This is a genomic window from Pedobacter miscanthi (genome assembly GCF_032678605.1).
Taxonomy (GTDB): domain Bacteria; phylum Bacteroidota; class Bacteroidia; order Sphingobacteriales; family Sphingobacteriaceae; genus Pedobacter; species Pedobacter miscanthi_A.
Window position 1 is genome coordinate 1 of sequence record NZ_JAVTSU010000034.1, and the last position, 19,324, is coordinate 19,324.

At 38.7% G+C, this 19,324-nt stretch carries 19 protein-coding genes; 10 read left to right on the forward strand and 9 right to left on the reverse strand.

Going from position 1 to position 19,324, the window contains the following annotated elements; all coding sequences use genetic code 11:
* From R2R28_RS28070 to R2R28_RS28085, 4 genes are all read right to left on the reverse strand, one after another.
* On the reverse strand, positions 1-200 hold a 200-nt coding region (locus R2R28_RS28070), incomplete at its 3' end, for an OsmC family peroxiredoxin (RefSeq protein ID WP_316828980.1).
* 227 nt (positions 201-427) lie between these two features.
* On the reverse strand, positions 428-1,030 hold the full coding sequence (locus R2R28_RS28075; RefSeq protein WP_316828981.1) for a Crp/Fnr family transcriptional regulator: 603 nt from the start codon (positions 1,028-1,030) through the stop codon (positions 428-430).
* Between the two features lie 206 nt (positions 1,031-1,236).
* Positions 1,237-1,644, reverse strand: coding sequence for a VOC family protein (locus R2R28_RS28080; protein WP_316828982.1), 408 nt, complete (start codon positions 1,642-1,644; stop codon positions 1,237-1,239).
* A gap of 40 nt (positions 1,645-1,684) precedes the next feature.
* On the reverse strand, positions 1,685-2,419 hold the full coding sequence (locus R2R28_RS28085) for a helix-turn-helix transcriptional regulator (RefSeq protein WP_316828983.1): 735 nt from the start codon (positions 2,417-2,419) through the stop codon (positions 1,685-1,687).
* Positions 2,420-2,682: 263 nt separating this feature from the next.
* Here R2R28_RS28085 and R2R28_RS28090 point away from each other — a divergent pair, with 263 nt between their 5' ends.
* Complete coding sequence (locus R2R28_RS28090; RefSeq protein ID WP_316828984.1) at positions 2,683-3,378, forward strand: cytidylyltransferase domain-containing protein; 696 nt, start codon at positions 2,683-2,685, stop codon at positions 3,376-3,378.
* Positions 3,379-3,553: 175 nt separating this feature from the next.
* A complete protein-coding gene (locus tag R2R28_RS28095) occupies positions 3,554-4,372 on the forward strand; it encodes a hypothetical protein (RefSeq protein WP_316828985.1) in 819 nt (272 codons plus the stop codon).
* A gap of 166 nt (positions 4,373-4,538) precedes the next feature.
* Here the strand turns inward: R2R28_RS28095 and R2R28_RS28100 are convergent, their stop codons facing one another.
* Entirely contained in the window at positions 4,539-5,423 is an 885-nt protein-coding gene (locus R2R28_RS28100) for a retropepsin-like aspartic protease (RefSeq protein ID WP_316828986.1), read from the reverse strand.
* A gap of 150 nt (positions 5,424-5,573) precedes the next feature.
* On the opposite strand from R2R28_RS28100, the gene R2R28_RS28105 reads away from it, so the two are divergent.
* The 4 genes from R2R28_RS28105 (at position 5,574) to R2R28_RS28120 (ending at position 9,461) form a co-directional block, all read left to right on the forward strand.
* On the forward strand, positions 5,574-6,446 hold the full coding sequence (locus R2R28_RS28105) for a helix-turn-helix transcriptional regulator (protein ID WP_316828987.1): 873 nt from the start codon (positions 5,574-5,576) through the stop codon (positions 6,444-6,446).
* A gap of 79 nt (positions 6,447-6,525) precedes the next feature.
* Positions 6,526-7,638, forward strand: coding sequence for an FAD-dependent monooxygenase (locus R2R28_RS28110; RefSeq protein WP_316828988.1), 1,113 nt, complete (start codon positions 6,526-6,528; stop codon positions 7,636-7,638).
* A gap of 110 nt (positions 7,639-7,748) precedes the next feature.
* The gene (locus R2R28_RS28115; protein WP_316828989.1) at positions 7,749-8,462 is read left to right on the forward strand and encodes a hypothetical protein; all 714 of its coding nucleotides are present in this window, start codon (positions 7,749-7,751) and stop codon (positions 8,460-8,462) included.
* 108 nt (positions 8,463-8,570) lie between these two features.
* Positions 8,571-9,461, forward strand: coding sequence for an alpha/beta hydrolase (locus R2R28_RS28120; RefSeq protein WP_316828990.1), 891 nt, complete (start codon positions 8,571-8,573; stop codon positions 9,459-9,461).
* Between the two features lie 3 nt (positions 9,462-9,464).
* On the opposite strand, the gene R2R28_RS28125 is transcribed toward R2R28_RS28120, so the two are convergent.
* The gene (locus tag R2R28_RS28125; RefSeq protein ID WP_316828991.1) at positions 9,465-9,665 is read right to left on the reverse strand and encodes a hypothetical protein; all 201 of its coding nucleotides are present in this window, start codon (positions 9,663-9,665) and stop codon (positions 9,465-9,467) included.
* A 150-nt stretch (positions 9,666-9,815) separates the two neighbouring features.
* Between R2R28_RS28125 and R2R28_RS28130 the strand changes: the two genes are divergently transcribed.
* The 4 genes from R2R28_RS28130 to araA all read left to right on the forward strand — a co-directional run bounded on the left by R2R28_RS28130 (position 9,816) and on the right by araA (position 14,552).
* The gene (locus tag R2R28_RS28130; RefSeq protein ID WP_316828992.1) at positions 9,816-10,208 is read left to right on the forward strand and encodes a cupin domain-containing protein; all 393 of its coding nucleotides are present in this window, start codon (positions 9,816-9,818) and stop codon (positions 10,206-10,208) included.
* A 103-nt stretch (positions 10,209-10,311) separates the two neighbouring features.
* Positions 10,312-12,012, forward strand: a complete 1,701-nt coding sequence (locus R2R28_RS28135; protein WP_316828993.1) for a ribulokinase — start codon at positions 10,312-10,314, stop codon at positions 12,010-12,012.
* A complete protein-coding gene (locus R2R28_RS28140; protein WP_316828994.1) occupies positions 12,009-12,710 on the forward strand; it encodes an L-ribulose-5-phosphate 4-epimerase in 702 nt (233 codons plus the stop codon). Before R2R28_RS28135 ends, R2R28_RS28140 begins: the two co-directional genes overlap by 4 nt.
* Positions 12,711-13,061: 351 nt before the next feature.
* Complete coding sequence (gene araA / locus R2R28_RS28145; protein WP_316828995.1) at positions 13,062-14,552, forward strand: L-arabinose isomerase; 1,491 nt, start codon at positions 13,062-13,064, stop codon at positions 14,550-14,552.
* A gap of 457 nt (positions 14,553-15,009) precedes the next feature.
* Here the strand turns inward: araA and R2R28_RS28150 are convergent, their stop codons facing one another.
* From R2R28_RS28150 to R2R28_RS28160, 3 genes are all read right to left on the reverse strand, one after another.
* On the reverse strand, positions 15,010-16,026 hold the full coding sequence (locus tag R2R28_RS28150; protein ID WP_316828996.1) for a zinc-binding alcohol dehydrogenase family protein: 1,017 nt from the start codon (positions 16,024-16,026) through the stop codon (positions 15,010-15,012).
* A 65-nt stretch (positions 16,027-16,091) separates the two neighbouring features.
* Complete coding sequence (locus tag R2R28_RS28155; protein ID WP_316828997.1) at positions 16,092-16,880, reverse strand: SDR family oxidoreductase; 789 nt, start codon at positions 16,878-16,880, stop codon at positions 16,092-16,094.
* A 74-nt stretch (positions 16,881-16,954) separates the two neighbouring features.
* On the reverse strand, positions 16,955-19,207 hold the full coding sequence (locus R2R28_RS28160; RefSeq protein WP_316828998.1) for a DUF5703 domain-containing protein: 2,253 nt from the start codon (positions 19,205-19,207) through the stop codon (positions 16,955-16,957).
* Between the last annotated feature and the right edge of the window lie 117 nt (positions 19,208-19,324).

A 19,324-nucleotide genomic window follows, 5' to 3' on the forward strand; every position in this document is an offset into this window, starting at 1 on the left:
GATAAAGCGTAAGAAATAGCCATGGTAAAACAGCCTGCATGTGCTGCGGCCAATAGTTCTTCTGGATTCGATCCGCTACCTTCGGCAAAACGGGTGTTAAAAGAGTATGGAGTTTCATTAAGTACACCGCTTTGGGTGGTTAAGTGGCCATGACCTGCTTTGAGGTCGCCATGCCAAAAGGCTTTTGCTGTTCTTTTCATTATACTGAATTTTATAAAACAAAATTCCGCTTAAAGAACCCGTGTTTTTTTCACTTAAGTTAAAAAGGCGATGTCAATAGAAGGATATATAAGTTTTTTTGTAGAAATAGAATATTAAGATAAGGGGTAGGTTGTTAGGGTTAAAAACCTTTGATTTATTGACATTGGTTGGTATGACACGAACCAATAGGGTAATCAGTGTTTAGCTATGGTTAAAAACCAGGGCGCTAATTAGCATTTACATTATTTTTTAACCGTTTCCTTATCCGGCTTAATGAAGGATTAGTGATGCCAAGAAAGGAAGAGATGTGATAGGCCGGAATCCGTTCAACGATGTTAGGGTGCTCTTCCTGTAACCTGAGAAACCGTTCTTCATGGGAGAAAAAGATAAATTCTTCGGTTCTTGATTGTGCATAAGCGAAAAAAGTTTCAGCCAGTATTCTGCCAAATTTGCCCCAATGCAGGTTGCGCTCATATAAACCGTTAAGATCCCGGTATGAAATGAAAATGATCTCCGAATCTTCCATGGCTTCTATAAAATACCAGCAGGGGTTTTGAGAAATGAAACTCCTGAAGGAAACCACAAACTGGTTTTCTGAAAAAAAGAATAAATTTTTCTCTTCTTCTGTTACCGGATCACGGTAAAAAATGCGAAAAATTCCCTTTACTACCAGGCCGAGATCGTTGCACACCATGCTTTGCATATTGAAAAAATCGCCTTTTGCAATTTTCCTGGGTTTCCAAAACGGGAGGCTTTCAGTAATATCCTTGTCGGTTAAAGCAGCAAAGTTTTGCAGGTGCTGTGTTAATATTTCATTTTTGTTATTCATTCGGGACTATTTTATGGGTCAAAAAACGGTAAAACACCTTAAAGTTCGCAATTGCATCTTCACGAAATTTTCACTTAAGTTAAGTTATAAAATAATCATATTAAGAAAGTAAAAGCATAGTTACCTTTTATATTGATGATCATACAAAAACCTGAGCAGTAAAATTTAACTCAGGTTTTAATTGAATAAAACAATTGCTTTAGTGTTTAGTAATCTTTAAACTTTGCAACGGCTTCTGTACTAACCGGTGTAAACAGGTTTACCAGATGGCCATCCGGATCCCTTACTAATAAAGACCGGTTTCCCCAGGGCATTGTTGTGGGCTCTTGCACAATGCGATCTTTCATAAAAGCAGGTAATTGTTCAAAACATTGCTGCACATCATCAACCATAAATTCAATAATCACGCTACGGTTTTGTGCCGGCTGTGCTACAGCATCGCCACCAAAAAACTGTAAAGTCTTTGTGCTTCCGATAGCCAGGGTGGCAGTTTTGCTTTTTAGTTCAGCAAAATCGGGTGTGTACCTGATGGCGGTTAATCCTGTTACCTGCTCATAAAAACTGATGAGTTCTTCTACTTTGGAGGTAATGATCCTGATGGATATTAAATTCATTGCTTATTAATTTTAATTGTGCAACAAAGGTACCGGCCAGTTATGACAACTGTTTGTCAGGGTTTATAAAGTTTTTTTCTTTTTGCTGTAAATATTCCTGAAGACTAAGCTGGTGTGGTTCGAATTTAAGATCAGTGATGTAAACATTTCCTATCCTATCCAACCGGAACATTCTGAAATCATTTCTCAACCTGCAAAAGGCAATCAACGTCCAGTGCTGCTGCATGCTGTAATAAAAGGCAAAAGGTTCAATCCATCTTTCCGAACTTTCATTTTTGCCTTCGGCCTGGTAAGTAATGTGTAACACCAAAAAAGCGGTTAATGCATTCTGGATTACCGCCAGATTGCTGCTGGTAGCTTGTTGAATGCTTGCAGGGCTTACCGCTATTCGTTTAGCAAGCAGTTCGACTTTATCTTTTGCAGCATAATTGAGCACTGCTTTTACTTTATCTATTGCTTTGTTATAATCGCTGATGAGTGAACTGTCTTTATTCAGGTTAATTAATTGCCGGGCTGTAATTAAAGCATTTGCCTCCTGTTCGGTAAACATTACCGGTGGAATTTTGTAACCTTCGGCCAGTGCATAACCTTTGCTTTCGAAACCGGCTATGGGAACGCCAATCTGATCCAGCACCCTGATATCGCGGTAAATGGTACGAACACTCACACCAAATTTTTCTGCCAAATCGGTTGATTTTACCATTCTTTTCGTTTGCAACTGGAGTAAAATGGCGCTTAGTCGTGTAAGCCTTTTCATATCGGTGTGGGTACTCATGGTGTGGGGTATAAGGTCAAATATACAAAAGGGATAGATTTCTATTAAAATGCAGCATTATATTGATGATTTTTAACCACAGATTTACACAGATTTTGGATTTTAAACTTATGTCAGTCTAAGCGTAGTTGAAGCCTTATAAAGAATAAATCAATTAAAGAAATGCCCTTCAACTCGGTTCAGTGAGACACCGTTTTTTGATTTTCTAAAATAATGCGATGCTATTCGTACATTAGGTGCATAAACCAACCACTATTTTAACGATGAACGATTATTCATTAACGGCACTCATTTCCATCCCGGAGGAAGCCGGATATTTTTTTCCAAACAGGCATTTTGAATACATATCAGGCAAACCGCTTTACCGGATCATGATCGAAAAACTTGAAGCCATAAATAATATCGGTAAGATCATCATCAACACCGATTCCAGAAGTATTAAAAGCGAGTATTCACGTTCGCCTAAAACAAAGGTAATCGATGTTTATCATGCGGAGCCTCAGGAAATCGAGTTGGAACTTACTTCCGACAGGTTAACCACCGAATTGCTCAAACATACAGAAGGAGAACATTTTTTGCAACTGGGAACAATTTTTCCCTTCGTTAAGCCGGAAACCATTAATAGAGCAATCGAAATGTATGATGAACATATAATCAATGCTGAGCACCACCACTATGATTCGGTATTTTCGATTAAAACACTTAACCGCAGGTATTACGATAGTGATACCGATTTTATACGGGAAGATCGTCCCAATACTTTCGTAGAAGATGGTATCCTGCATATTTTTAACCGAAATACATTCCAGGCAAATGGCAACCGTAAAGTGGGTAAAAAGCCTTATTTATTCGGTATAGATGAGATTGAAAATTTTGCAGTTGATTCTGAAGAAAACCACCAGATTACTGGTTTTATCAGCGATCACCGCAATCGCTTTCCACGTGTTTTTGGCAGGTAGGTTAACTGGTTGGAAATTCATCCCTTAAACAAACGCTCTTATTTTTAAAAAAAAATATAAAATTCGATAAGAAACAAGGATGTGACCAATCATTGCAAATTTCCGCTTTAAATGTATTTATCTTTGCAGCTAACATTGGGGCTTCCCTTTTGTTTGTGGTCCTTATCCCATTCTAATGAAAACAACGCTTATCAGCATCATCTTGATCAGTTTCTTTAGCTTTTGCTTTGCTCAAAAGAATATCCAGACAGAAATTTATGTTATCGGAAACATTCACGATAGTGTGCCTAATTATACATCTAAAATTCTTTTTGGGATTTTAGATAAAATCAAACCTGATTTGATCCTTCATGAGGTGGATAAAAAAGGCATGAAAGAATATATTGAAGCCCGCACTTTTAAAGAAAACGAAATCAAGGCCAGTAATTTATACTTAAGCCAATACCCAAAAACAGCGCGTTTCCCTTTTGATTTCGAAGGAAGAAACCAATACAGAAAAGACCACGGAATGGTACCTACCGATAACCTAACCGTCAAACTCATTGATAGTCTTTATAAAACAGGAGCGTTAAATGCAGCCCATAGTGTTATATATAAACATTATTTAGACCTTACTCAAAAATTGATGGGCATTGCTGAACTTAGTCCTGAGCACTTTAACAACAAAACCACTGACGCAATAAGCAAAGCACGACAAGAGGCCCAGTATAAAGAACTTGTTAAAATAGTAGATGAACGTCCTGAATTTTTGTCAAATACCGTGATAAAGCCTAATGGAGAAAAAATTACTTACAGAGAAGGTTTTAATTTGATGTGTGGTTTCTGGGATCTCAGAAACCGCAGTATGGCCAAAAATATTTACGAGGTAACAACACAGTATAAGGGAAAAAGAATCGTAGTATTAACAGGATTTTTGCATCGTTATTACATTATCAGTGAGTTAAAAAGGCTAAATCATGGTAATTACATCATTAAAGAGTTTTATGATCTGTAAATGGAATTGTAAGTGTTTTTAACCGGACAATAAGCGATTATTCTAAGCTCTTTGCGAAATATATTCGTCTATGTCCTTCAGGAAAATTCGCTATCTCTCCTATCGCTTTATATCCGTTTTTGATGTAAAAGCTTTCCGCCTGAAAATAATTCTGTAAGTAAACGCATTAACGCTCTACAAATAAGGCTTCATCTTCGAGGTCGAAAGTTATTCTTTTTCCCAGCCAGCTAATAGAGATGATGCCATCATAAATAAGGCCTTCTACAAATTGCACAGGGCAATCTTTTACCAAAACAGTTGGCTGATCTTTGGCTGTTATACTTTTTAATTTTGTACGGTAAATGGTAGAAACAAATTTTTCATCTATTTCGCTCTTCATTTCGATTTTCTTTACCTGCGTAGTATCTGTTACATCTATATCTAAAGCCTTAAGGTATTTTGTATTCAGCCTGTAAACATCTTTCCCGGCACCTGCGTCAAGTGAGAGTTGCAAAGTCAGCTTGTCATTTATTTTAAAATATGAAAAAATAGTGAGTGATTTTCCCCTCGATTGTTCTAGTTGAACGCGAACTTTTTTAGCTGTTTTTTTTATCAGGGCAAGCGAAGCAGGCGATTCAAGTTTCAGCACTTTTTTCTCAAAATCAATCGTAAAAGGCCTGGGTTCTAAAAGTTTTAAGGATATAATGCCATCAATACCGCCAAAATCGGCATCTATAAAGCTTATTTCTTCCTCCGCTTTTTTAAAACTGCCCATCTCGAAATTAGGAACATGATAAAGATCTATATCCAGCCGCTCGCCGGTAGCCCTGAAAGCAGTATATCCCCCATCTTCTTTTTTCGCGTGTTTAAGCTGGTCGAAAAACTTCTTCGTAAATGCGGTTACACCAGCACCTGTATCAAAAATAAAGTTCCCTTGTACATTATCTATTTTTGCTTTAACCAGGATATGCCCTGATGGTAGCAGTTCGAAAGGGATTTCGTCTTTATTAACGGATTGAGAAAAACCAATAAAGGGGAATAGTATTAAAAAACAGGTTATAAGAGCTTTCATCGTTTTATTTATGGGATTATTAGTGGAAAGCTAAAGTATAACTTTCTGTTAAAATTTTTCAATATAATCGTCCCCTAAATAAACAGCACTTATTGCACGTTAACTTCTGCAGCATAAAAAATTATATTTGTGCAACAAAACAGTAAACCTGTGTCAAAAAAGATAAAAAATATTCCGGTAAATGTAATGGCCAACCATTTCGATGCAGGTATTGCTGTTGAACGGATATTTTTCAGCACGTCAGATGAGGCAAAATTAAATGCATCAGATGAAGCAAAACAAGCACACAGAGAAGATCGTCATTCATTTTTTCTGCTGGAGCGCGGAAAAGTCTCTGTCGAAATTGATTTTCAGCAATTCGAAATTGAGCCTTGCTCTATTGTATACATGCATCCCGATCAGGTGCACCGCATCTTAAAACTCGAAGATGTAACTGTCGCTGCCTGGGGCATTAATAATGAAAACCTGCAACCCGAATACCTTCACCTGTTAGAAAACCTCACTCCTGCAAAACCTTTGATGCTGGATAAAGAAACATTTTCTATTCTTTCCGAAGCCATATCTCTCTGTATAAAATTTGCCAACCGTAAAAATGATAAACTTTATCATTCCTTACTAAAAGATAGCTGCAATGCATTGGTGGCCCTGGTGGTTTCGCAATATTTGGAGCTGGATAAATCAAAAGAAGTCGCTTCCAGGTTTAAGCTGATTACAGATGCTTTTAAATCAGCGTTGGAAAGTAATTTTATTCACGTTAAAAGTCCAATGTTATACGCCGGTAAATTGAAAATATCTACATCTTATCTAAATGAATGTGTTAAAGTTGCAACCGGCAATGCTGTTTCGTACCATATTCAACAGCGTGTTGTTTTAGAAGCAAAACGCCTGCTTTATCACTCCAACAAATCTGTAAAAGAAATATCTTCCGAACTGGGCTACGATGATTACCCGTATTTTTCAAGAATTTTTTTAAAAGTTACCGGAGTCACTCCATTAACATTCCGGAACAAAAACCGCGGATAGTACAATACCTGCCTTGTATCCTCATTGTTTGTTATGTGTATGTGGTGTTCATTTGTATCATCAATTTAATACATAAAAAATGAAACCATTAAAAGAAAAAAACGTACTCGTTTCTGGAGCAAGTTTTGCTGGGCTTTCAACTGCCTATTGGATGAATAAGTTAGGTTACCGGGTAACTGTTATAGAGCTTGCAAAAGGACTTAAAAAAGGTGGTTCGCCCGTAAACATTGAGCAGGATACTGTTGAGGTAGTGACGCGTATGGGGCTGCTGGAACAAATTAAGGCTAACCAGATCATTATGGAGGTGATGGAATTCAAAAATGCAGATGATGTAACCGAAAAATCAATGCCACTCCAGGTTGATAGTGATCGATTTAAGCAAAATGAATACGAAATTGAACGTGATATTTTGCTTAATATCATGTTTGATAAAATTAAAGATGATGTCGAGTTTATTTTCGATGATAGTATTACATCTTTAGAAGAGGATGAAAAGGGCATCGATATTACGTTTAAAACCGCATCAAAACGATCGTTTGACCTATTATTTGGTTGCGATGGTATTCATTCTGCCGTTAGGAAATATTGCTTTGGCGAGGAAAATCAGTTTTCGCATTTCCTTGATGCCTATTTCTCCATCACCATTATTGATAAACTGCTGATCAGGGAGAATACCTCACAAATGTACAATGAGCCTGGCAAGGCCATAATGCTGAATGCTTATAACAATAAAACGGATATTGTGCTTTGCTTTTTCTCAGCGCAGGAAATCCCTTACCATTACCGCGATGAAGTGGCGCAACGGAGCATCATTTTGGATCAGTTCTCGGGATTGGGCTGGAGAACACCTGAATTGTTGAATGAAGTGCAGCAATCGAAAACCTTTTACTTCGATAAATTAGGCCAGATTAAAATGCCTTCGTGGACTAAAGGCAGGGTGGCACTGGTTGGTGATGCGGGATACTGTGCATCTCCGGCGGCGGGCAAAGGTGGATCACTGGCTGTAGATGGTGCCGCTGCCCTGGCCGATGCTTTTCAAAAATACCCCAACAATTTTGAGCTGGCCTTTAAAGTATACAATGAAAATTTTCGCCCTTATATTGAGGAAGTTCAAAGCAATGCAGTGAAATTTGGCATAGAAATGCTTCTTCCAAGAACAGCAGAAGCCATCAGCCAAAGAAACACACATTAAGTAAATTTATAAACTCCGCAATACGCCCTTTAAAGTTAAACTTTATTGTATTTAGCTAATTTTAAAGAAAGATGGTTTGGTTTTTGCCGCATCTGTTAAAATTTAATAAGATGCCTCAAAACAATCCCTTGCTGCTCGCATTGCAAAAAAAACGAAAAGGTTATGTGAAATTGATTATCGTTTTTATTTTTTTCGTGCTTTTGTTTTCCCTTACAGCTAAGTCGCAAACCGTATTTGGTATTCCTCCTGAGCAGGTTATATACCAAATAAACGGAGACCTCGATAAAGATGGTATAGACGAAACCGTTTATATATGTGATGTTCCTGCTTCGAAAGATGGATTAGCCATAACAAGACAGCTATTAATTGCTAAAACAGTTAAGGGTAAGCCACAACTTTGGTATAAAACGGCTATTGATCATATTAAAAATATTAACTTACCCCGGAACAAAACTATCGATAGCCTGTACATCAGCCGAAATTGTATTGTACTAAAACAGGAGAAATTTTTAGGAGGTCGTTATGCTGAAGAATATACACACCGTTTCCGGTTTCAAAATGGCAACTGGTATTTAATCGGTTCCAAATTACGCTCCATCAGGAATTGTTACGGCGCAGATGTTTATGAGATTAATTTTTCTACCGGCCTGATCAATATTGATTTTATTCCCGATGGTGGTTGTGATGATGAGCCACAAGCCGATTCGGTTGTAGCTACACATCGGTCTTTTAAGCACCAGTTTAAAAGTCTGCCTTTACTGAATAACCTGAAAATGGGTGAAAATAACTTTGTAATATCCGGAAAGCAAAGTTGTTATTATTGAATAATGTAGGGGTGATAAGCTATTTATAGGTAATAGATTGAAAGTAATTGCTAATTTTCGCCAATTTGGTAAGATAACGCCAGGTCATTTTCTAAAAATATCTATTGAATGAAACAACATACGTATCCCTTTAAAATACTGTTTATTTTTCTTTTCACCTTTTACCAGGTAATTGCTTTTGCACAGGTAAAAAAAGTAAGCACAAAAAACAATGCTAAACCTTTTGTGCTTGGCGTAATCGATGAAATACAATCAAAAGAACTGGCTGAAAAAAGAATCCTGAACATTTACCTGCCGGAAGGTTACAGCGCGGGTGATACCACCAAATATCCGGTGATTTACCTGCTCGATGGTTCTGCTGATGAGGATTTTATCCACGTTGTGGGGCTTGTTCAGTTTAATAGTTTCGAATGGGTTAATCAGGTGCCAAAATCAATTGTGGTTGGCATTGCAACAGTAGATCGAAGAAGAGATTTCACTTTTACGACTACCATTGAAACTGACCGGCAAAAATTTCCCACTACAGGCCATTCAGATCAGTTTATAGCTTTTATAGGCAATGAACTGCAGCCCTATATTCAGCAGAAATATAAAACCAATGGCACAAAAACGATCATTGGACAATCTTTAGGCGGGTTATTGGCTACAGAAATCTTATTTAAAAAACCTTCGTTATTTAATAACTATATCATCATCAGTCCGAGTTTATGGTGGAACAATGGTTCTTTATTAAACGAGAAGGCAAACTTAGCCCAAAGCAGTTTTAAGCAATCCGCGCAGGTTTACATTGCTGTAGGTAAAGAAGGGTTAACACCAACAGCAATACCAAGGGTGATGGAAGTAGATGCGAATCTTTTGGCGGAGAAAATAAAAGACACGAAAAACAAAAACATCAGGGTTTATTTCGATTATCTGCCTTTAGAAAATCACGCAACCATTATGCACCAGGCGGTTTCCAATTCATTTCGGTTTTTGTACCCCTTGGCTGCTAAAGAATAATAATTACTGATCTACCGTCAATTCCAGATGAATATCTTCCGGTTCATCGGCAAATAATCCAGGATCCGGTTCTATTACAGGCACTGCTCCTCTTTTTAAATAAAATTCGACAGTATTTTTAGTCGGTGTTGCAGAGATGTATAATTTATCTGCTCCAAAGTTTTGGGCACTTAATGCTAAAAGAAACGATAATCTGTACAACAATACCAACACATTATACCTTCAAATTTGTATTTAAATAAGATGATGCGTTAAAAAGACGTCATTAGCCTGATCAAAAAAAATAACAAAAAGATATAAACAAGAAAAAATTGGGAAACAGCCTGATTAATTACAGAATATTAAAAAATAGAAATGGAAAATTTAGAAAAAGAAGGCTTTAAGCCTGCACCTTCAGCGTATTTTACAGGCAAAGCCTTTATAAAAGCATTGGTTGTTGCTGATGACGTAACCAATTGTAATGTTAGCGATGTGGCTTTCGAGGCAGCTTGCCGCAACAACTGGCATACCCACCCTTCTAATCAGATATTAATCGTAAAAGAAGGAACCTGTTATTACCAGGAAGAAGGTAAACCCATACAAAAGGTAGCTGCGGGTGGGGTAATCAATATTTTGCCCGGCATCAAACATTGGCATGGCGCATCGCCTGATGCCTCCATGGTGCATGTCGCCATCAACATAAATACAGATAAAGGAATTGTAGACTGGATGGAACCAGTAAGTAACGAAGAATATAACAGCAACTAATTAAACGGCCATTTGAATTACTCAAATGGCCGTTTTGCTTAAAAAAGCATTAAAATTTTTTATTTCAAATAAATAAACGTTAATTAGACGATTATTTATTGTTATGAGCACAGCAAACTATGTAATTGGTGTAGATTACGGGACGGATTCTGTCCGGTCCGTTTTAGTTGATACCGCTAACGGAAAAGAGATCTCCTCTTCCGTTTTTCTTTACCCCCGATGGCAGAAAGGTTTATATTGCAAACCGGCTGTTAACCAGTTCAGGCAGCACCCATTAGATTATGTTGAAGGTTTAACCCATACGATAAGAGATTGTATTGCTAAAGCCGGAGGTGCAGCAATTGCACATTTGATAAAGGGTATTTCGGTAGATACTACCGGATCTAGTCCGGTTGCGGTTGATGCAACAGGAACGCCTTTGGCCCTGACACCAGGTTATGAAGAAAATCCAAATGCCATGTTTGTGCTTTGGAAAGATCATACTGCGGTTAAAGAAGCTGCTGAAATAAATAAGCATGCCACTAAGTTCCAGATAAACTACCTTAAATATGTTGGTGGAATTTATTCTTCTGAGTGGTTCTGGTCTAAATTATTGCGCATTTTAAGAGTAGATGCAGCTGTTAAAAACAGTGCAGCATCCTGGGTAGAACATTGTGATTGGATCCCTTTTTTACTTTGCGGTGGAAACGATATTAAAGAAATGAAACGCAGTCGCTGTGCTGCTGGCCACAAAGCGCTTTGGGCAGAAGAATTTAATGGTTTACCCCCTGAAGATTTTTTTAGTAGCCTCGATCCGCTTTTAGCTGGTTTTAGAGATAAACTATTTACAGATACCCATACCTCTGATGTCGCTGCAGGAACCTTGAGTACAACATGGGCTGATAAACTTGGTTTAACTACTGATGTGGTCATTGGCGTGGGTGCATTTGATGCGCATATGGGCGCTGTTGGCGGACAAATTGAGCCTTATTATTTAAGTAAAGTAATGGGGACCAGTACCTGCGATATATTAGTGGCGCCAAACCAGGACCTGGATGGAAAATTGATCAATGGCATTTGCGGACAAGTAAACGGATCAGTTATTCCTGGTATGGCTGGTTTAGAGGCCGGGCAATCCGCTTTTGGCGATGTGTACGCGTGGTTTAAAAATTTAATCAGCTGGCCTTTAAATCATTTATTAACTGAATCTAACTTAATTGATGAGGCAACAGCAATTGCTTTAAAAGAAGAATTGGAAAGTAAAATTATTGCCAATCTGAGTAAACAAGCCGGGGCATTAGGCGATGATGATTATGCCGAGCTGGCTGTTGACTGGTTAAATGGCAGGAGAACACCAGATGCCAACCAGGAGCTAAAAGGTGCAATAACGGGTTTGGGGCTCGGAACTGATGCTCCGAGATTTTTTCGAGCTTTAGCTGCGGCAACCTGCTTTGGTGCAAAAGCCATTGTTGATCGTTTTAAGGAGCAGGGTGTTCCGGTAAAAGGTATTATAGGTATTGGTGGTGTTGCTAAAAAGTCACCTTACATTATGCAAATGATGGCTGATGTATTGGAGATGCCAATCAGGATTCACCGTTTTGAGCACACCTGTGCTTTAGGCGCGGCCATGTTTGCTGCAGTTGTGGCAAGCATCTACCCAAACATTGAAACGGCAATGGAAGCCATGGGAACTGGTTTTGAAAAGGAATACCAACCAAATATCAAAAAGCAAAAATTGTACCGCCAGCATTATCAACAGTATTTAGGATTGGGTAGGTATTTAGAGAAATACAATAAAAAAGATGTAAAACCTTATTTATCATGAGCAACTACCGGGATATAAAAGAACAAGCCTATATAGCCAATATGCAATTGCCAAAATTGGGCTTGGTGTTGTTTACTTTTGGTAATGTAAGTGCTGCAGATCGGTCTAAAGGTGTTTTTGCCATTAAACCCAGCGGCATTCCATACGAAAATTTGTCACCCAATGATATGGTAATTGTCGATTTCGAGGGCAATACAGTTGATGGAAATTTACGTCCATCCTCTGATACTAAAACACATGCTGTTTTATACAAACATTGGGAAGATATTGGTGGCATTGTGCATACCCATTCTACTTATGGCACAGCCTGGGCACAGGCACAAAGGGCGATTCCTATTTTCGGAACCACACATGCCGACCATTTAACGGTTGACATTCCCTGCGCATCACCCATGGATGATGCTATGATTAAAGGTAATTATGAATACGAAACAGGTTTTCAGATCATAAATCATTTTGAAAACTTAGGCCTGAGTTATAAAGAAGTCGAAATGATTTTAGTAGGCAACCATGCTCCTTTTACCTGGGGGAAAACAGCTGAAAAAGCAGTGTATAACAGCGCTGTTTTAGAAACTGTGGCACAAATGGCACTTTTAACAGAACAGATTAATGCGCAGGCGCCGAAGTTAAAGGATTCGCTTATCAAAAAACATTATGAGCGGAAGCACGGTGAGGATGCTTATTATGGACAGAAGTGAGTTTAGCGCTGGGAGTTGGGAGTTTTGAGTTTGGTTGCATAAATTGAACTAAGGGGCTAGGAAAGCAAGTGCAGTGGTACTTTGGGAACGAAAGTCCCGCCATTCGCTATAGCTCCGATAGAAAAAACCGGAGGCTGTCGCTACTGTCGGGTTTAACATTGTAAGGTTTACCTAAGTAACCTAAACCTGATTGGAGTGAGCATCCCGATCCTTCATCGGGATAAAACGGAAAGCAGGACTATGATAACCGATGGAAAACAGGAACTGCTTTTCAAAAAAAAGAAAAACATTTCAGTCTGTGAGGACACAGACCGAGGAGAATTGAATAAATTAAAAATAACATAAAGAGTAATGATTGATTTAAAAAAATTACAGGTTTGGTTTATAACCGGAACACAACATTTGTACGGAGAAGAAACCTTAAAACAAGTAGCATCGCATGCTCAGGAAGTAGCCGATTCGTTAAGTGAAAATGAAAATATCTCGGTTTCGGTGGTGTATAAGCCCATCGTTAAAACAACAGAAGAAATTTTCGAAACCTTACAACAAGCCAATATTGATGAGAACTGTATTGGGGTAATTACCTGGATGCATACCTTCTCTCCTGCTAAAATGTGGATTAGAGGTTTGAATGTATTACAGAAACCCTTATTACACTTACATACGCAATTTAACCGCGATATTCCCTGGAATACCATCGATATGGATTTCATGAACCTGAACCAAAGTGCCCATGGCGACCGTGAGTTTGGTTTTATGGTTAGCCGCATGCGTAAAGACCGTAAAGTGGTTGTTGGCCACTGGCAGGATGAAGAAGTTGCCAAACAGATTGATACCTGGTGCAGAGCCGCTGCTGGATGGCATGATTGGCAAGGCGCTAAATTTGTGCGTTTTGGTGATAATATGCGCTATGTAGCGGTAACCGATGGTGATAAAGTGGAAGCTGAAATGAAGTTTGGTTTTGCGGTAAATACTTATGGCATAGGTGATTTAGTGGCGGTAATTAATGGAATTGGTGAAGATTCGATCCAGGAACTATTAAAAGAATATGAAGTTACTTACGAAATCGCTGATGATTTAAAAGTTGGTGGTGCCAGACATTCATCTGTTTACGAGGCAGCTAAAATTGAACTGGGTTTAAGGAAATTCTTGGAAGACGGCGGCTTTAAAGGTTTCTCTGATACTTTTGAGGACCTGCATGGTATGATCCAGTTGCCTGGAATTGCTGCTCAACGTTTGATGGCCGATGGTTATGGTTTTGCGGGTGAAGGCGACTGGAAAACTGCAGCTTTGGTACGTGCCTGTAAAGTAATGGGTGCTGGTTTAGCGGGCGGAAATGCATTTATGGAAGATTATACCTATCATTTCGACCCTGCTAATTCGATGGTTTTAGGCTCGCATATGCTTGAGGTTGATGCTTCTTTGGCCAGTGGTAAAGCCAGTTTGGAAGTTCATCCCTTGGGTATTGGTGGTAGGGCTGATCCGGCACGTTTGGTTTTTAATGTAGCTGGTGGCGACGCTTTAAATGCATCTTTAATTGATATGGGGAACCGTTTCCGTTTGTTAGTGAACGAAGTAAAAGCCGTTGAAGCCGAACATGACCTCCCGAATTTACCCGTGGCCCGCGTATTGTGGAAACCCTTACCTGATATGAAAACAGGTTGTGCGGCATGGATTTATGCAGGTGGCGCACACCATACCGCTTATAGTCAGAATTTAACTACTGAGCATTTATTAGATTTTGCTAATATTGCGGGTTTGGAATATGTAAATATCGGTGCAGATACCAAAATCAATCAATTCAGAAATGAATTGCACTGGAATGAGGTTTTTTATAAATAACGTGAATTTTGAGTCTTAATCAGTCCTTTGAAAATTTTGAAACGAAGAATTTTCGCAGTGGTCTGTGGAGACACAAACCACGGGATTGAATACCAAAATCAATCAATTCAGGAATGAATTGCATTGGAATGAGGTTTTCTACAAATAATTTCAATAAAGCATGCTCAATGCTGAAGCCGGTAATCGTTTGATTATCGGCCTTTTTTTGCGACTGTCCAAAATTGAGATAGCTCCTGAAACAACCCGATAACTACCGGGTTCAGGATGACGCGCAACTAAAATATCATCTACAATTATTTTGCTGATCAAATTTGCCATTTTAAGGCATCCGCATTACAAACGAGGACTATTTAAGATAAGTTCGTCATGCCCAACTTGATTGGGAATCGTAATGCCATGAGGCTTAAGATTCCCGCCTGCGCGGGAATGATGACCGTGTAGACTTAGATGAATTATGTCAGTCCATACTAACCATTGCTTTAATCACGCCATTCTTTGGATCTAACCATTTTTCAAATTCTTCTTTTACTTCTTCAAATTTTACTTGATGAGTAATATAATTGGTAGGATTAACCAAACCAGCTCTCATCGATTTAATTACATGCTCGAAATCTTCAATGGTGGCATTCCTGCTGCTCATTAAGGTTGATTCTCTTTTATGAAATTCGGGGTGATTAAAAATTAAATCGCCTTTTTGTAAACCAATTAAAACGAACCTTGCGCCATGGGCCATGTAGTTGATGGCATTATTAATGGCTTTCTGGTTGCCTGTAGCATCAATCACAACGGTTGGCATATCGCCATTGGTAATCTTATTCAGTTGTTGTACCACATCCGGAAAAAGTGCATTCACCACATGGGCAACCTTTAATTTGTCTTTACAAAATGCTAAACGATCTTCGTTAATATCTAGCGCAATTACGCTTGCACCAGCGATTCTGGCAAATTCCATGGTACCTAAACCAATTGGTCCGGCACCAATAACCAGTACAAATTCTCCAGGTTGTACATGTGCCCTGCGAACACCATGCGCACCTATGGCCAAAGGTTCAACTAAAGCCAGTTCATCATAACTTAATCCTTCGCCATGCAGAAGCGTTTTTGATGGCACTTGTAAATATTCGCGCATACCGCCATCCACATGTACCCCACAAACCTGCATTTTAACACAACAATTGGGTTTATTCATCCGGCAGGCAATGCATTCACCGCAATTAAAATATGGAATAAATGTAACCGCCTCTCCTATTTTAAAACCATCAGCTCCATCAGCCTCTACTAATTCGCCAGATAACTCGTGACCTAAAACTCTCGGATAGTTAAAGAAAGGTTGTGTGCCTTCAAAAGCATGCAAATCAGTTCCGCAGATACCGATTCTTTTAATTTTTATAATGGCGTGGTCTTTTTGGAGATCAGGCTTTTCAGTTTCTGAATATTCGAAAGTTCCAGGCGTTGTACAGGTAAGGGTTTTCATTTTAATGAAGGTTAATTGTATAAATTGGTTAATCGGTTAACTGTTAACTGTTAACTGAAAACTCGCTATGCGTTGGCTAAAGCCCTGTCTAAATGTACATAACCACCATCCACATGAATAATTTGCCCGGTGGTATGACTTGATTTAGCTGACATCAAAAAGGCGGTCATATTTGCGATTTCTTCGGCGGTTGTCATCCTGTTTTCCAATGGAATTTTGGAAGTAATTTCTTTTAATTTTTCTTCAGCATTATCTAGCGTTTCAATCCAGGTTTCATAAGCCGGTGTCCAGCATTCGGCTACAACCACTGCATTTACCCTGATCCCATATTTTAATAACTCTACTGCCCACTCGCGGGTTAGTGCATTTCTTCCACCATTTGCCGCTGCGTAGGCTGAGGTATTTCCTTGTCCGGTTTCGGCTGTTTTTGAAGTGATATTTACAATAGCGCCTTTACTTTTAATCAATTCGGGCAAGGCATGATGTGCCATTAAATAATAATGAACCACATTTTTATGTAAAGAAGACATAAAATCCTCATAATTACCACTTTCTAAACCTACGCCATCGTTAACACCCGCATTATTAACTAAACCATCTATTCTACCAAATTGGGCAATGATTTCTGCAATAACGGTTTCGCAATCTTTAGGGTCTGATAATTCAGCCACAAACTGCGCAGCCTTTCCTCCATTTGTAGCGATCGCATCAACCACTTTTTGGTTATCTTCTTTTTTTCTGCCCACAATTATGGCGATTGCATTTTCTTTAGCAAAAACTTCTGCAATACTGCGGCCAATGCCCTTTGCAGCGCCCGTGATTATAATTACTTTTTCTTTTAATTGTAAATCCATGTTTTTTTAGTTAGTGAATGAGCGATTGATAGCATGACTGAATGTTTTTTGCCATTCAATCATCCAAAATTCCCTCATTCTATCATTATTTTTATATCTGCTTTTCTTCCTTCCGGTAATACCTTTAAATCCGTTAATTTCCCACCTTTTAATGTTCCTTCAACTGTAGTTCGGTATGGAGCATGAAGTTTAAAGTGCACATCCCATTCTTTTGGCCATGCAGGAAACAAGTAGATCTTTTTCCCGTCAGCCTGCATTAACATCTCCTGTAAACCGATCATACCGGATCCTCCCCAATTGTGGTCTGGCGTCCAGTCGAAACCCGGGCCCCAGAATGCAGGAAATCTCCTTCCCGAATCTTTCAGCTTCGCTGTGGTTAATTTTGCAGCCTCATTGGTTAAACCTAACCTTGCCGCAAAAATATTATCCTGCTTCCATCCCATGTAACTGCGGAATTTCAGCACATCAGTATCATATTTAAAGGTATTAATTGCAGTATCTAAGCCCGGTTTGCCAATGCCATAAATCCCCCATGGATACACCGGGTACAACTGCGGACTTTCGGTATTATTGATCCGCTCCCAAAGTTTTGCCGGAGAAATGGTGGTGTGACCTTCAAATTGCCTAAAGCTTATAGGCGGAATAGTTTTTAACATATTTACCCATTCTGTTTTCTGAATTTCACTTAAAGAAGGCTGTTCAATCAATCTTTCTAAAACCGTTTTTAAGGCCGCAATGGTTGAAGTGGAATTATAAGCCATTTTATAGGTTTCAGCTCCCGAACCCGGGTATAAAACCAAATGTCCATCTGCATCTAAAGCTTTTGCTCCTCTCTGTTTGGCTAAATAGGCATAATGTTCTTTAAAAAAAGTAAGGGAACTTTCAATCAAAGGCAGGTATTTTTTAATGTTTTTACCGCCATATCTTTCGGTTTCCAAAATCATCATACAAAACTCCAAAACCGTATCCCACTCATATTCCAACCATGCATTGTATTCCATGCCTTTATTAAAATCAGCAGGGCGTTTCCAGCCATATTCTGCAGGGTTTGGCAATCCAAAATTTTCTAATTGTTCTGTAAAACTTGCTCCCTTATGATTCCATGCGGCTTCTGTTCTGATTTCTGCATTCTTCAACAAATTCAGGTAGAAATCAAATTGTGGCTCCATTTGGTCGAAATCTCCGCTTTTCAGCATTGGCCAATATACTAAACGCTGATTTTGTGCCGTATGCGTGCCACCACCCCAGTTTCTGAAGTCGGGTGTATATTTTAATGTCGTATCTGTTAACTGAGGATCGAAAGTGAAAAGTCCGCCGTTAAACTTTGTTGGGTATTTACCAAAAGCATTACAGCCCAACATATAACGGAACAACTGATAGTTTTTAGTCGATTGATTTACGGATTCATCTTTGGAATTGACATAAATAAAACTCTTATTCCAGTAATCATTCCACCATTTTATACTGGCTTTTTGATTATTATTTGCTTTATTTTTTATAAGCTCGATGGATTTTTCCCAGTCTGAAACAGCCGCAGTTTTGCTGGTTGTCAAAGTAATTGTTATTTGATTCAACCTCGATGGAGCCTTACTTTTTAACTTCCAGCCTTGAAATGGCGTGTTTAGGTATATTCCGGTATAATTTCCGGCTGGCACCATATTATTGCCTTGCATTGAACCTCCAAAAATCAGATTTTTTAAAGGATTAAACAGATCCGCTTTATTTTCTACCAATCCTTGTTGTTTTACAGTAATATCGAATACCGTTTCTGGTTTATTTTGATGGTAAAACTGAACCGAATTGCCTTTAAAAGCAATTTCATCTTTTAGTGTTTTTACAACGCCCTGGGGCGCCCATTTGTACGAATTCTGATTATTTTCTTTGCCTTTGCTTATATGGTCTTCAAAACGCCAGCTTTCATAACTGGCTTCGGTAATCACTTTATGGTTCGATTTAACATCAAGGTGGATCACGGGATTAAAAACATCAACCCAAACCTTGATTTTCGCATTTAACCTGCCATTTGAACCCAGAATTTGAGCGTAACCATCTTTTAAAACCAACTCTTGTTTAAATGTTTTCCCTTCAAATGGGTTTGGGCTTAAATTTAGTTTTACGCGGCCGACTTTAAGTAAGGTGTTGTTTTCATCAAAGGTGCCGCTTTTAGATAAATACAGGTAAACTTCACCTTTTTCTACCCAAAGGTTTAGGCCGATGTCGCCACCACCTACGGGCATAGATTCTGCTGAATTGTTACTTTGTGAGCTCCACACGACATTGTCTTTTTCTTGCGAAAAAACATTTGGAGTGATTAACCATAAGGGCATCAAGAACACAAAGAAAAGGTTTGAGTTTTTTAGGTGTGTGTTTTTTGACCACCTAAGACACTTGAGAGCATCTGAGGCATATAGAGGTTTAAAACGGTAAAATTTTGACCATATAAA

What these genes read in the sequence shown, in the direction of transcription:
- R2R28_RS28075 (WP_316828981.1), bottom strand. Translation starts at nt 1,030, where the DNA reads ATGAATAACAAAAATGAAATATTAACACAGCACCTGCAAAACTTTGCT.
- R2R28_RS28080 (WP_316828982.1), bottom strand. Translation starts at nt 1,644, where the DNA reads ATGAATTTAATATCCATCAGGATCATTACCTCCAAAGTAGAAGAACTC.
- R2R28_RS28085 (WP_316828983.1), bottom strand. Translation starts at nt 2,419, where the DNA reads ATGAGTACCCACACCGATATGAAAAGGCTTACACGACTAAGCGCCATT.
- R2R28_RS28090 (WP_316828984.1), top strand. Translation starts at nt 2,683, where the DNA reads ATGAACGATTATTCATTAACGGCACTCATTTCCATCCCGGAGGAAGCC.
- R2R28_RS28095 (WP_316828985.1), top strand. Translation starts at nt 3,554, where the DNA reads ATGAAAACAACGCTTATCAGCATCATCTTGATCAGTTTCTTTAGCTTT.
- R2R28_RS28100 (WP_316828986.1), bottom strand. Translation starts at nt 5,423, where the DNA reads ATGAAAGCTCTTATAACCTGTTTTTTAATACTATTCCCCTTTATTGGT.
- R2R28_RS28110 (WP_316828988.1), top strand. Translation starts at nt 6,526, where the DNA reads ATGAAACCATTAAAAGAAAAAAACGTACTCGTTTCTGGAGCAAGTTTT.
- R2R28_RS28115 (WP_316828989.1), top strand. Translation starts at nt 7,749, where the DNA reads ATGCCTCAAAACAATCCCTTGCTGCTCGCATTGCAAAAAAAACGAAAA.
- R2R28_RS28120 (WP_316828990.1), top strand. Translation starts at nt 8,571, where the DNA reads ATGAAACAACATACGTATCCCTTTAAAATACTGTTTATTTTTCTTTTC.
- R2R28_RS28130 (WP_316828992.1), top strand. Translation starts at nt 9,816, where the DNA reads ATGGAAAATTTAGAAAAAGAAGGCTTTAAGCCTGCACCTTCAGCGTAT.
- R2R28_RS28135 (WP_316828993.1), top strand. Translation starts at nt 10,312, where the DNA reads ATGAGCACAGCAAACTATGTAATTGGTGTAGATTACGGGACGGATTCT.
- R2R28_RS28140 (WP_316828994.1), top strand. Translation starts at nt 12,009, where the DNA reads ATGAGCAACTACCGGGATATAAAAGAACAAGCCTATATAGCCAATATG.
- araA (WP_316828995.1), top strand. Translation starts at nt 13,062, where the DNA reads ATGATTGATTTAAAAAAATTACAGGTTTGGTTTATAACCGGAACACAA.
- R2R28_RS28150 (WP_316828996.1), bottom strand. Translation starts at nt 16,026, where the DNA reads ATGAAAACCCTTACCTGTACAACGCCTGGAACTTTCGAATATTCAGAA.
- R2R28_RS28155 (WP_316828997.1), bottom strand. Translation starts at nt 16,880, where the DNA reads ATGGATTTACAATTAAAAGAAAAAGTAATTATAATCACGGGCGCTGCA.
- R2R28_RS28160 (WP_316828998.1), bottom strand. Translation starts at nt 19,207, where the DNA reads ATGCCCTTATGGTTAATCACTCCAAATGTTTTTTCGCAAGAAAAAGAC.